This window comes from Kocuria sp. KSNUG (assembly GCF_049532735.1).
GTDB classification, from domain to species: domain Bacteria; phylum Actinomycetota; class Actinomycetes; order Actinomycetales; family Micrococcaceae; genus Kocuria; species Kocuria rhizophila.
The window spans coordinates 405,443-418,068 of sequence record NZ_CP150981.1; the positions used below are offsets into that span (position 1 = coordinate 405,443).

12 protein-coding genes are annotated in these 12,626 nt (G+C 71.1%); 4 read left to right on the forward strand and 8 right to left on the reverse strand.

Annotated elements, in window-relative coordinates; all coding sequences use genetic code 11:
* Window positions 1-47 precede the first annotated feature (47 nt).
* The 3 genes from AABM36_RS01830 (at window position 48) to AABM36_RS01840 (ending at window position 1,869) form a co-directional block, all read left to right on the forward strand.
* Window positions 48-239: a CsbD family protein gene (locus tag AABM36_RS01830; RefSeq protein WP_019309710.1), complete on the forward strand. Its 192-nt coding sequence runs from the start codon at window positions 48-50 to the stop codon at window positions 237-239.
* Between the two features lie 267 nt (window positions 240-506).
* Window positions 507-830, forward strand: a complete 324-nt coding sequence (locus AABM36_RS01835) for a putative quinol monooxygenase (protein ID WP_423446982.1) — start codon at window positions 507-509, stop codon at window positions 828-830.
* 13 nt (window positions 831-843) lie between these two features.
* The gene (locus AABM36_RS01840) at window positions 844-1,869 is read left to right on the forward strand and encodes an N-acetylglucosamine kinase (protein WP_423446984.1); all 1,026 of its coding nucleotides are present in this window, start codon (window positions 844-846) and stop codon (window positions 1,867-1,869) included.
* A gap of 166 nt (window positions 1,870-2,035) precedes the next feature.
* Here AABM36_RS01840 and AABM36_RS01845 read toward each other — a convergent pair whose 3' ends face one another.
* The 6 genes from AABM36_RS01845 to thpR form a co-directional block, all read right to left on the reverse strand.
* The gene (locus tag AABM36_RS01845) at window positions 2,036-3,499 is read right to left on the reverse strand and encodes an aldehyde dehydrogenase family protein (RefSeq protein ID WP_423446986.1); all 1,464 of its coding nucleotides are present in this window, start codon (window positions 3,497-3,499) and stop codon (window positions 2,036-2,038) included.
* 153 nt (window positions 3,500-3,652) lie between these two features.
* The gene (locus AABM36_RS01850) at window positions 3,653-4,828 is read right to left on the reverse strand and encodes an acyl-CoA dehydrogenase family protein (protein WP_423446988.1); all 1,176 of its coding nucleotides are present in this window, start codon (window positions 4,826-4,828) and stop codon (window positions 3,653-3,655) included.
* Between the two features lie 57 nt (window positions 4,829-4,885).
* On the reverse strand, window positions 4,886-6,055 hold the full coding sequence (locus tag AABM36_RS01855) for a CaiB/BaiF CoA transferase family protein (RefSeq protein ID WP_423446990.1): 1,170 nt from the start codon (window positions 6,053-6,055) through the stop codon (window positions 4,886-4,888).
* A gap of 136 nt (window positions 6,056-6,191) precedes the next feature.
* Window positions 6,192-7,424 carry a M20 family metallo-hydrolase gene (locus tag AABM36_RS01860; protein WP_423446992.1) on the reverse strand — a complete coding sequence of 411 codons (1,233 nt, stop codon included), beginning with the start codon at window positions 7,422-7,424 and terminating at the stop codon, window positions 6,192-6,194.
* A 251-nt stretch (window positions 7,425-7,675) separates the two neighbouring features.
* Complete coding sequence (locus AABM36_RS01865) at window positions 7,676-8,920, reverse strand: MFS transporter (protein WP_423446994.1); 1,245 nt, start codon at window positions 8,918-8,920, stop codon at window positions 7,676-7,678.
* 34 nt (window positions 8,921-8,954) lie between these two features.
* Window positions 8,955-9,551 carry an RNA 2',3'-cyclic phosphodiesterase gene (thpR, locus tag AABM36_RS01870; RefSeq protein ID WP_423446996.1) on the reverse strand — a complete coding sequence of 199 codons (597 nt, stop codon included), beginning with the start codon at window positions 9,549-9,551 and terminating at the stop codon, window positions 8,955-8,957.
* 179 nt (window positions 9,552-9,730) lie between these two features.
* Here thpR and AABM36_RS01875 point away from each other — a divergent pair, with 179 nt between their 5' ends.
* The gene (locus AABM36_RS01875; protein ID WP_423446998.1) at window positions 9,731-9,967 is read left to right on the forward strand and encodes a hypothetical protein; all 237 of its coding nucleotides are present in this window, start codon (window positions 9,731-9,733) and stop codon (window positions 9,965-9,967) included.
* Window positions 9,968-9,986: 19 nt separating this feature from the next.
* Here AABM36_RS01875 and AABM36_RS01880 read toward each other — a convergent pair whose 3' ends face one another.
* Together AABM36_RS01880 and AABM36_RS01885 are read right to left on the reverse strand one after the other, a co-directional pair.
* On the reverse strand, window positions 9,987-11,918 hold the full coding sequence (locus tag AABM36_RS01880) for a glycerophosphoryl diester phosphodiesterase membrane domain-containing protein (protein WP_423447000.1): 1,932 nt from the start codon (window positions 11,916-11,918) through the stop codon (window positions 9,987-9,989).
* Between the two features lie 111 nt (window positions 11,919-12,029).
* On the reverse strand, window positions 12,030-12,536 hold the full coding sequence (locus tag AABM36_RS01885; RefSeq protein WP_423447001.1) for a metallophosphoesterase family protein: 507 nt from the start codon (window positions 12,534-12,536) through the stop codon (window positions 12,030-12,032).
* Window positions 12,537-12,626: the final 90 nt, after the last annotated feature.

A 12,626-nucleotide genomic window follows, 5' to 3' on the forward strand; every position in this document is an offset into this window, starting at 1 on the left:
CGGGACTACATTGTGAGCACCTGTTCGCTCCACGGAAGGAAGTGTCTATGGGACTCGGTGACAAGATCAGCAATGCTGCGGAGAAGGCTTCTGGCTCTGCCAAGGAGAAGCTGGGCGACGCCACGGACAACCGCGATCTGCAGGCCGAAGGAGCTGCGGACAAGGCATCCGGTGGCGCCAAGCAGTCCGTGGAGAACGTCAAGGACGCTGGCAAGAACCTCAAGGACGGGCTGAGCTGAGCTCCGCACCCGCAACCTTTCAACCGGAAGGCCCTCGCGATGATCGCGGGGGCCTTTCGCATGCCCGGCCCGCTCAGCGCACCTCACTTCCGCTGCCCCGAAGGCACATCCACCGGGTGGAGCCCTTCTGCCGGTATCGGCTCGCCCAGATCTCCGGTGATCGCCGGCTGGTAGCGGCGGGCCTCTGAGAGGGCCCATGACGTCGGCACGGCGTCCTATGCTGGATCCGGATGCACCACCCCAGCAGACAACCGGAGGAGCAGCGCAGTGATCTTCATCGTGGTCAAGTTCGAGGCCAAGGACGAGTACGTGGGGCGCTGGCCCGAGCTGGTGGCCGAGTTCACGGAGGCCACCCGCCAGGAGCCCGGCAACAAGTGGTTCGAGTGGTCCCGCAGCCTGGACAACCCCCACGAGTACGTGCTGGTGGAGGCCTTCGAGGAGGACGCCGCCGAGGCCCACGTGAACTCGGAGCACTTCCGGAAGATGACCGAGCAGTTCCCGCAGTACCTGGTCAAGACCCCGCGCATCATCTCCCGCCAGATCGACGGCGACGGCTGGGAGGAGATGGGCGAGGTCCAGGTCGCGAACTGACCCGGCCACGGCGGTGAGCGCAGAGCCCTCGGGGCGGGCCCCCGGCAGCGGCCTCACGGGCCCAGGCGGGGCCGGCTTCCCGGGCGTCGCCGGAGCCGAGCACGCGAGCCCCGATGACGCGGGCACCACGGCCGGGTTCCTCGTGGGCCTCGACATCGGCGGCTCCCACACGCGCGGCGCCCTGTTCCACGGGAACGAGCCGCTCCGCACGGCTCGCTCGGGCAGCGCGAACGTGCAGAACGTCAGCCGTGGGGCGGCCCACAACGCCCTGCGGTGCGTCCTGACCGAACTGGCTGCCCCACCCGGCACCCCGGTGATAGCGGGCGCCGGGGGCGTGGACTCCCCGCACGACGCCGCCGTACTGGCCGATCTCCTGCGCTCGGCCGGTTCGTTGGACCCGGCCACACCGGTCCGGGCCGTGCACGACACCCGCCTGATCCTCGCCGCGGGCGGTCTCACCGCCGGGATCGCACTGATCGCTGGCACCGGGTCCGTGGCCTGGGGCGTGGACGCCACCGGCCGGGAGGCCCGAGCGGGCGGCTGGGGGTACCTGCTGGGCGACGAGGGCAGCGGGTACTGGATCGGCCGGGAAGCCGTGCGCCGTGTACTGGCGGAGGCGCAGCGCGCCGGCACGAGCGACGTCGCCAACGGGGCACGCACCCACGGAGACCTGGCGCGGGCGGTGCTGAACCACGTGGGAGCCGAGACCCCCACGGATCTCATCGCGGCCTTCCACGAGCACCCCGAACGCACACGCTGGGCAGGCCTCGCGCGCCCCGTGTGCGAGCTGGCGGAGCGCGGGGACCCGGCCGCGCGCGTCCTGGTGGCCGACGCCGCCGCCCACCTCTCGGGGCTTGTGCTCACGGCCGCGGCCACACTGGGGCAGCAGCTGCCCACGGTGGTGGGCGGAGGACTCGCGGGCAGTATGGTGGGCCGGGGACTCGCCGGGTTCCTGGAGGACCGCGGGATCACGGTGACCCTCCTGGAGCGCGAACCGATGCTCGGCGCGCCACTGCTCGCGCGCACGCTCCTGAGGTGAACGGGCCGGGCCACGCGCCGAGACCGACGGCGAGAACCACGAGGTGGCGTGAGGCCGCAGAACGGACGGGACTGCCGGTCGCCTGACCACCTCAGCCCTCACCCCCGTGGCGATCCGCCGCCCGCCGTGAAACCTGCCCCCCCGGTCGCGGACGACCGCGGACGGATCAGGTCTGCGCGCCCCGCAGGTACACCGTGGTGGTGTGCGTGAAGAACTCCTTGGCTGCCGCACCCTGCTCCTTGGGGCCGTAGCCGGACTTCTTGGCGCCACCGAAGGGAACGTGCGGATCCGCACCGGCGGACTCCGAGTTGACGTGCAGGATGCCCACGTCGATCACGTCCATGGCCTCAAGGATGCGCTCGGTGCTGTCCGTGAACAGGGCGCAGGACAGCCCGAACTCGCTGTCGTTCGCGAGCTCGAAGGCGTGCGCGGCGTCCCGCGCCCGGACCACGGTGAGGACGGGGCCGAAGAACTCCTCGCGCCAGGCGTCGTTGCCCAGCCCGGCGTCGTCGGCGGGGACCTCCACGATGGTGGCGGGCACGAACGCGTCACCCTCGGGGGATGTCCCGCGGTAGGTCTCCCACGCACCCGTGGAGAGTGCGGCATCCACGCCGTCCCGCACGTCCTGGGCCGCGGCGGCGCTCACGAGCGGGCCCATGTGCACGGACGGGTCCGTGGGGTCGCCCACGGTCCACTGCTCCAGCCGTTCCCGGAGCCGGTCCAGGACGCGCTCGGCCACGGGCTCCTCCACGATCAGGCGGGAGGTGGCCGTGCACTTCTGACCCGTGGAGCGGAACGCCCCGAACAGCACCTGCTCGGTGGCCAGCTCCACGTCCGCGTCCGCGAGCACCACGGACGCGTTCTTGCCGCCCATATCCGCCTGCACGGGGATCCCGCGCTCGGCGGCACGCCCGCACAGGGCGCGGCCCACTGCCGTGGAGCCCGTGAAGGTCAGTCCGTCCAGGCGGGGGTCCTCCAGCAGGGTGTCCCCCAGAGAGCCGGAGCCCATCACCAGGTTCAGCACGCCGTGGGGCAACCCGGCATCGTGCAGCGCCTGCGCGAGGCGCACCGCCAGCAGGGGCACAGCACTCGCGGGCTTCCACACCACGGTGTTGCCGTAGACCAGTGCCGGCGCGATCTTCCACGCGGGGATGGCGATCGGGAAGTTGAACGGGGTGATCACACCCACTACACCCAGGGGCTTGCGCGTCACCAGGATGCGCTCGCCTCCGCGCGGCGAGTGGAACACCTCACCTGCGCAGCGCTCGCCCTCGTCCGCGAAGTAGTCGAGGATCTGCGCGGCGCGGGTCACCTCCCCCACGCCCTCGGCCAGGGTCTTGCCCTCCTCCCGGGCGAGCTCCTCACCGTGCTGCTGCGCGCGCTCCCGCAGCAGGGCGGCGGCCTTCGCGAGGACCACGCCGCGGGACGCCATCGGGGTCCCCACGGACCACTGGGACAGCGCTGAGTGGGCCGCGGCCATGGCGGCGGTGACCTGCTCGGGCGTGGCTCTGGCGCCCTCCGCCACGGTCTCGTCCGGGCGAGCAGGGTTGCCGGAGGTGAACACATCCCCCTCGCCGGGCACCCACCGGCCGTCGATGAGGTGGTTCAGGGTCACGGTCGCAGCACTCATGGAGCACTCCTTGTCTCTCGGCTCGGGGCTCGTCCGGTGGGGAATCGATCGGTGGGGTCACACCGCGGACACCGCGGGCGGCGTCGTCCGCGGTGTCCAGGGCGCGGAAAGCGCCGGGCGTCCGTGCGCGGGGACGTCCGGCGCATGGGCGGTTCAGCGGAACGCGCCCACCCCCGTGAGCTGCTGTCCCAGGATGAGCGAGTGCACCTCGTCCGTGCCCTCGTAGGTGCGCACGGACTCCAGGTTGTTGGCGTGGCGCAACGGCGAGTAGTCCAGAGTGACGCCGTTGCCGCCCAGGACGGTGCGGGCCTCGCGAGCGATCTTGATGGCCTCGCGACAGTTGTTGAGCTTGCCCACCGAGATCTGGTGGTTCTGCAGCTTTCCGGCGTCCTTGAGCCGTCCGAGCTGCAGGGCGAGCAGGAAGCCCTTGTCGATCTCCAGCGCCATGTTCACCAGCTTCTGCTGCGTCATCTGGTAGCCGGAGAGCGGGCGGTCGAACTGCATGCGCTCCTGGGAGTAGGCGAGCGCGGCCTCGAAGGAGTCACGTGCGGCACCCATCGCGCCCCAGATGATGCCGTAGCGGGCCTCGTTGAGGCACGAGAACGGACCGCGCAGACCCTTGGCCTCCGGCAGCATGGCGGAGGCGGGCAGGCGCACGTCCGTGAGCTCGATGTCGCACTGGATGGACGCACGCATGGACAGCTTGGCCGTGATGGGTGTGGCCTTGAAGCCCGGGGTGTTGGTGGGGACCACGAAGCCACGGATCCCGTCGTCGGTCTGCGCCCAGATCACGGCCACCTTGGCCACGCTGGCCAGCCCAATCCAGCGCTTGGCGCCGTTGATGACCCAGTCCTCGCCGTCCTTGCGGGCGAAGGTCTGCATGGAGGAGGGGTCGGAGCCCGCGGTGGGCTCGGTCAGGCCGAAGCAGCCGATGGCCTCACCGGCGGCCATCTGCGGCAGCCACTGCTGCTTCTGCTCCTCGGAGCCCCACTTGTAGATGGCGCTCATGGCCAGCGAGCCCTGCACGGACACGAACGTGCGCAGTCCCGAGTCCCCGGCCTCCAGCTCCGCACCGGCCAGGCCGTACTCCACGGCGGAGCGGCCCGCGCAGCCGTAGCCCTTGAGGTGCATGCCCAGCAGGCCCAGCTTGGCCATCTCCGGCACGATCTCGAGAGGGAAGACGGCGTTGTCGTACCACTCGGCGATGTTCGGCTTGATGGCGGTGTCCACGAACTCGCGCACCGTTGCGCGCAGCGCGATCTCTTCTTCGGACAGCAGGGAGTCGAAGCTCACCAGGTCCATGACGTCCACGGGATTCAGTTCACTCATGGGTCCACTGTATGACTGCGGACACACTACGCGTAGCCGGGTGCGGAGCCTGATTTCTCACATCTGCCGGTCCCGGGGTTCCCGCAGCCACTGCACCACCGTCTCCGTGTCCTCCCCCAGCTGCGGCGGAGCCACCGTGGGAGACGCCAGCGGCGGGGTCCACTGCGCCGGGTGGCGGAACTGGCGGCCCACGGTCTCCCCCGTGCGGTCCTGCACGTCCACGGTGGGTTCCAGGCCGAGCTCTTCAGCGAGCGCCACGCCCTCGTCGATGCCGCCCACCTTGCCCGCGGGCACCCCCACCTCGGTCAGGGCCTCCTGCCACTCGGATGCGGTCCTCGTGGCGAGGGCCTCCTCGAGGAGTGCAGTGAGCTCGTCACGGTGCTCCACGCGGGCGCCGTTCTCGGCGTATCGCTCGTCCTCGGCGGTCTCCGGGATGCCGAGCACCTCGGTGAACTTCCGGAACTGGCGGTCGTTGCCCACCGTCACGGCCAGGGGCGCATCAGCGCACTGCAGCAGCTGGTACGGGACGATCGACGGGTGGTCGTTGCCCATCCGCTGCGGCACCTTCCCGGCCCCCAGGTACGCCTGACCCTGGTTCACCAGCGCGCCCTGCAGGCTGGACAGCAGACTGACGTCGATGTGCGCGCCGCGGCCCGTGCGGCGTCGTTGTTCGAGCGCGGCGAGCGTGCCGATCGTGGCGTCCTTGGCGGTGAGCACGTCCACGAGCGCGACGCCGGCCTTGGTGGGCTCGCCGTCCGCGCGGCCGGTGATGCTCATGAGCCCGCCCACGGCCTGCACCAGGAAGTCGTAGCCGGCCAGGTGCGCACCGCCCGCCGTGCCGAAGCCGGAGATGGACACGAAGACCACGCCGGGGTTCTCCGCGGAGATCTCGTCGTAGCCGAGCCCCAGCTTGGCCATCCCGCCGGGCTTGAAGTTCTCCACCACCACGTCCGCACGCAGGGCGAGTTCACGCGCGAGCTCGCGGCCCTCGTCCTCCCGCAGGTCCAGGCACACGGACTCCTTGTTGCGGTTCACGGACTCGTAGTACGTGGGACCGGTCTCGGAGAACGGCGGGCCCCAGTGCCGGGTGTCGTCCCCGCTGCCGGGGCGCTCCACCTTGATCACGCGCGCGCCGAGGTCCGCGAGCGTCATGGTGCACAGCGGCCCGGCGAGCACGCGCGAGAAGTCGGCGACGAGCACGCCGTCCAGGGGCAGGGGATCGGTCACGGGGTCCTCCTCGGATCGGGGTTTCCCCCCACTCTATGACCGGGGCCACACCTGCCGGCACCCGCCTGGAATTGCGGGGGGCGACGACGCCGCTCGCGCCCGATCCCCGTCCCTTCGCCTCATCGTGAGCGCCGGCTCAGCCCAGCTCCCCCTGCGCCACCCGCCACAGGGTGGCGGTGAGCATCTCCAGCCCCGCGAGCATGTCCTCGTCCGAGGTGAACTCGTACTCGTTGTGCGTGATGCCCTTGTGGGAGGGCACGAACAGCATCACGGTGGGCAGCACGTCCTTCACGTTGGTGGAGTCGTGACCCGCAAGCGTCATGATCCGGGTGTGCGGCAGGCCCAGCTCCGTCACGACCTCCTGGGCGAGCGCCAGGCCCTCCGGGGCGTACTCCAGCACGTCCCACGCGTGACGGTTCACGGTCTGGATCTCCACGTTCGCGGCGCGGGCAGCCTCCTCCACCTCCCGGGCGAAGTGCTCGTCCGCGGCGGTCAGGCGCTCGGCGTCCGGGCTGCGGAGGTCGATCACGAGCCGGGCCTCGCGGGCCACGGCCACCGGGGAATTGGGCTCGATCAGCAGCTCCCCGCAGGACGTGATGACATCGTGCTCCAGTGCCACTTTCCGCGCCGAGGCGATCAGCAGCGACGCCCCGAGCAGCGCATCCCTGCGGTCCTCGATGAGCGTGGACCCGGTGTGCGCCTGTTCCCCCAGCACCAGGAACTCGTACTTGCGCACGCCCCACGTGGCCTCCACCAGGCCGATGGTGAAGCCGTCCTCCTCCATGGACTTGCCCTGCTGGATGTGCAGCTCCACGTAGGCGGTGGCCTCCGGGATGCTGTCCTCACCGCGCTGGCCGAGGGCGTCCAGCGCCTCGCGCACGCTCACCCCGGCGGTGTCCCGGACCTCGAGCGTCTCCTCCAGGTCCCGCTTGCCCGTGTACACGGAGCTGCCCATCATCGAGGGCTTGAAGCGGCAGCCCTCCTCGTTGAACCAGTTCACGACGCACAGGTTCCGGCTCAGTTCCACCTCCCCGGACGATGCCGCACGGAACAGTTCCGCGCACGCGTGCGCTCCGGCGAGCACGCCGTACGCGCCGTCGAACCGCCCGGCCCGCGGCTGCGAGTCCATGTGCGAGCCCACCAGCACGTAGGGCGCACCGGGAGTGTGCTCGAACAGGCCGAACTGGTTGCCGACGGCGTCGTAGTGCACCGTGGCGCCGCGGGCGGTGAGCCAGCCCGCGAACCACTGCCGGTTCAGCCCATCCGCCTCGGTGGCCGCCTGCCGCTCCACGCCACCGGAGTCCAGCCCGCCGTTGCGGGACATCTGCGCGAACGCGTCCAGGAAGTCGGAGCCGTGCTGCTGGGTCATGAGGGAGCCTCCCGTGGCGCGTCGGAGCGGGACGTGGCCCCGCCGGTGATCGTGAGGCCATGCTACGTGCCGGGTGTGACGCGCATCTCGCGTCGCGGCGTGCACCTGGCCAGTGGCAACGGCGGGGCGGCGCACCGACTGCCCGTGGCACAGGCCGGCGGTGCGGGTGCCCTCTGGCCTGCCCGCCGCCTCGAGCTCTGTGCCTCCCTCGCTCGGCGAAGGTTTCGGACGACGACGACGCCGCCCCGCTCCTACTGCGGCCGCCGCACCGCTTTCTCCACGCCGCTGGCCACGAGCAGCGCGCACGTGAGCCAGATGGCACCACCCGGACCGAACGGGGCGGCCACCGCGCCGGCGGCCACGGGGAGGACCACCTGTCCCAGCCGATTGCCCATGAGCCGCACCGCGAGCGCCGAGCCGCGCCACGTGCCCGGAACGGCGGTGGAGATCAGGGTCATGGTCAGCGGCTGGCCCAGCCCCAGGAAGAACCCGCCCACGGCGAGGAACAGGGCGGCCCACCAGAAGCTGTCCAGGAACAGCGGGGGGACGATCAGCGCCAGCCCGGAGGCCAGCAGGCTCGCGATCAGCAGCGCGCGGCGGGAGAACCTCCCGGACAGCAGCGGCAGCAGCAGGCGCGAGGCGATCGACGCCAGCCCCCGGACCCCCAGGAGCACGCCCACCACGGAGGGGGCCACCCCCGCCTCCTCACCCACCAGGGGAAGGAACGCGGTGAGGATGTCGATCATCGCCAGCAGGGACAGGGACGCCACCATGTTGGACATGACCCCCGGGGCACGGAGGATGCGCAGGACGTCGGGGCGCTCGTCGGCGTGCGGCTCGGGGCCCGCTGCAGCGGCGTCGTCAGGGATCGCGTTCTCGCTGGGACGCTGCGATGCCGGGCCCAGGCGGAAGGCCAGCAGCGGGGCGGCGAGCACCGTGACGAGCACGCCGATCCACAGGCTCTCGTTCACGGCGGCGAGGCGCTCGGGGGAGGCAACGTCCGAGCCGTGGCCCACGATCCACCCGCCGAGTGCCGGACCGATCATCTGGCCCGCAGAGAACGCGGCGGTGAACCACCCGAAGCCCTTGTCCAGGTCCCGGTCCGCGGCGTAGCGGGCAATCGCGGTCTGCCCGCCGATCGTGAAGCACAGGTGCCCCATGCCCAGCACCGCGCTGGCCGCGAAGATCAGCCACACGGAGTTCGCGAGCGCGAGCCCCACCCCGGCCAGCGCCAGGAAACCCACCCCGGCGAGGATCAGCAGACGCAGCTGCGGAATCCGGTCGGACATCCGCCCCAGCCACACGGCGGTGACCAGGGGCAGCAGGGCGTAGGCGGCGGTGGTGAGGCCGATGACCACGGGGTCCGCACCGAGGCCCAGCAGCTTGTAGGACGTGATGGGGCGGAAGAGGTTCAGCCCGGTCTGGGTGAGCACCGCGGCGGCCACCAGGATCCACAGCCACGTGCTGGACCGGGGTGCGCGGGTGATCTGGGCCATGGGCTCCACAGTAGGGGCTGTGGGTCGAGCAGGATCAGACGCCGGACATCGGATGCCGCTCCACGGTCGTGTGCAGCGCCCCTCCCGAGCGCCCCTCCCCCAGTTCCGAGGCCATCAGCCGGGTCTCGCTCACCGTCCACTCCGGGCCCTCGTACACGGACAGCGCGTGCACCACGTGGGCCAGTTCCGGGCCGCTGTGCGCGCGGACGCGGGAGCCGCGGCGTCGTTCCTTGGCCTGGCGTGCACGCTCCGTGCGTGAGGTGCGGGCCACGGTGAGGTGGGCGCGCTGGCGGGCGCGCTCGTCCGGGTCCAGGGAGCACGCGTGCATCAGCTCCGTGAGCTCGGCGCTCTGTCCGGCCACCCCCACCCACAGGGTGGTCCCGGAGAAGGAGCCCGCCCCGTGCAGGCTGACCCGCAGGGGCGGGAACGAACGGGACACCTCCCGCAGGTGCTCCGAGAGATCGGGCACGGCTCCCTCCGGCTGGTCCCCGTAGAACGCGAGGGTCACGTGCCACTGCTCGGGATCACCCCAGCGCAGGGCGGTGCCCGTCAGAGCGCGCACTTCGGCCATGGCTCGCACCAGGTGCTCACGGGCGGCGCGGGGAGGGTAGGCGGCGGCGAAGAGCCTCATGGACCCCACTGTAGGCCGCACCCCGGGGACCCTGTCCGTGCGCGCCGGGACCCTGTCCAGAACGGGCGGTGTTGGCTAGTGTGAACCCACTACGCTTGCCCGCCCGAGGCACCCGGCCCGGCCTGACCGGAGCCCGCCGGAGACAGGCGGAGCACCGACCGGACACGAAGGAGACCGACATGTCATCCGCGATGAAATTCTCGCTCTCCCTCACCCTGGTGGGACTCGTCGGGTTCCTGGCGAGCTACGGATGGCTGATGCTGGACGCGCAGAACCCGGAGGGCGGGGCGAACATCGGCGCCGGCATGGCCTGTTTCCTCACGGCGGGGCTCACCGTGGCCGGCCTGCTGTGCCTCCTGGCCACGTACCTGTCCCGGTTCTTCGACGGCCGCGCGCAGGACGGCGGCGACCGCTGACGGAGCAGCCCGCCCCGGCTCACCCCACGAACAGCGTGTCCATGACCCGCTGCAGGTCGCTGCGGTGCGCCAGCTCCTCCTCCTTGTCCTTGACCTGCAGGACATGGTCCGTGATGACCGCGTCCGCCTCGGAGCCCAGGAACTTCTCCATGGACTCGGGGGTGTTCACGGTCCACACCACGGCCTTCTTGCCCTCGGCGTGGATGCGTGCGATCCGGTCCGGGGTCGCGGCATCCTCCTCCAGGATCAGGTAGTCACCCACCAGCTTCTCGCTCTCCCCCACGGTGAAGTAGAACAGGTAGCCGGTCTCGATCTCCGGGTGCTTCTCCTCGATGTACTTGATGAGCTCGTAGTCCAAGGACAGCAGCACGGACTGGTCCTCCATGCCCTTCGCGCGGATCTCCCGGATCACGTCCTCCACCATCTGGTGGTCCGCGGTGGGGCCCTTGAGCTCCACGAACATCCCGATGCGGTCCTTCCCAGCGTCCAGCATCTGCCCCAGGGTGGGCACGGGGGCCTCGGCGGGCTGGGTGCCGAACTCGTTGTGGATCCTCAGCTGCTTCACCTGTTCGGACGTCATCTCCTCCAGGGTGCGGGGGTCCCCGGCCACGCGCTTGAAGTTCGGGTCGTGGTTGATCATGTACACGCCGTCCTTCGTGCGCCGGACGTCGAACTCGGAGATCGCCGCGCCCGCCTCGGCCGCGGCCTCCACACCGGGCACCGAGTTCTCGGGCGCCAGGTCACCGCCGGCACGGTGTGCCACCACCTGCATGGGCCGCTTGTCCACGAAGGCGGCGTCGAAGTTCGCCGCGAGCACCGCGGCCAGGCCCACACACACCGCGGTCACCACGGCCGCCGCCCCGATCCAGAGGCCACGACGACGCCGCGGCGCGTCTTTCCCCGCCGCCGCCACGTCCGCGGGGGTGGGGCTGGCACGGAAGGCCTCGTCCGTCGTCGTTCCCGGGTCCGTGGCGCGGGAGTCCACGTGGGGCGCGGCCACCACGAAGAACGCCGTGAGCACGTACACGGCGAACGGTGCGAGCACGAAGCCCGCAACGGCGAGCACCACACCCACCAGCAGCAGACCGGTCAGCAGGGCGAAGCGGGAGCCGAACGTCTGCGGCTGCATGAACACGGCGGGCAGGGCAGCCAGGAGGAGGAACAGTCCGACCGCCAGGACCGCGATGGCGGCCAGGATCAGCAGGCGGGGCAGCAGGCCCAGGAAGAACAGCCGGGCCTGCTGGCGGACCAGGCGCCAGGAGAACCGGAACCCGCTCCACACCCCGGTGCCCCGCAGCAGCACTGCGTGGAACACGAAGATGCTCAGGACGCCCACGAGCCCCAGCGCGATCATGAGCAGCACGTAGCCCGTCATGTACAGCGGGTTGGCGTAGATCACGCTGGTGATGAAGTTCGGGATCCGCAGACCCTCCAGCGCGGAGATCCCCAGCCCGGTGCCGGTCAGCGGCACCACGAGGCCCACGTAGAGCAGGATCAGCAGGGCGGCCGGGTGCAGGAACCAGCGGAAGGATGCCAGGGCGGCGCGGACGTCCGCCCACAGGGTGTTCTTGCGTCGGCCGGTCAGGTTGTCGGCGGCGATCAGCACCAGGCCGTTGATGTTGATCACGATCAGCAGGCTCAGCACCAGCAGCGCTACCAGAACCAGCCCCACGCCCTGCACGGACAGCAGGAACGAGACGTAATCCCCGCTGGAGATCGCCGAGCGCCCGGTCGAGCGGATCAGTCCGTTCAACGCCAGGCGGAAGAGCGGCAGGATGACCAGGCCGGCCAGCAGCGCCGCGACGATCTGGTACCGCAGGAAACGCCCGGTGCTTGCCCGGAACCCGCCCACGAGTCCCCGCAGTGTGAGCTGGTGGGGAAGGCGGTTGCCGCGCGGCGGGGGCGGGGTGGTGACCGTGGCGGCACTCGAGCCGGGGTCGTCAGCGGTCATGTCTGCTCCTCGGGCGGGTGCGGGCATCGGCGGGAGACCGCCGTACAGGTGGCGCTCAGCCTACCCCGGGACAGGACCCCGGAGTGACACCCGTCACTCACACTGCAGTGCTCAGCGCCGCGGCAGCTCCACCAGATCCACCGCCGTGAGCGCACCCGCGTCAGCCGTGACCCGCATGTACGTGCAGTGCGCCTGGCGGCGCCGGTCCGTGGGGGATCCGGGGTTCAGCAGGCGCATCCCGGAGGGTGCCACAGTGTCCCACGGGATGTGGCTGTGGCCGAACACCAGCACGTCCGTGTCCGGGAACGCCGCGTCCATGCGCTTCTCGCGGCCCTGCTTCGCCCCGGTCTCGTGGGTCATGGCCCAGCGCAGGCCCTCGAGCTCCCACCTGGCGGTCTCCGGCATCTCGGCGCGCAGCTCGGGGCCGTCGTTGTTGCCCCACACGCAGATCAGCCGGCGGGAGCGCTCGCGCAGCGCCTCGAACGTGGCCAGGTCCACCCAGTCACCGGCGTGCACGACGACGTCCGCGGCCTCCACCTCCTCCCACACCTGGGCGGGAAGATCCTTGGCGCGCTTGGGCAGGTGGGTGTCCGCGAGCAGCAGCAGTGAGGTGGCCATGCCGCCATTGTCCCGGACGCACCGCCACTCGCACCCCGGACATGACGGATCCCCGCCGGGATGCTCCGGCGGGGATCCTCGGGTCAGCGG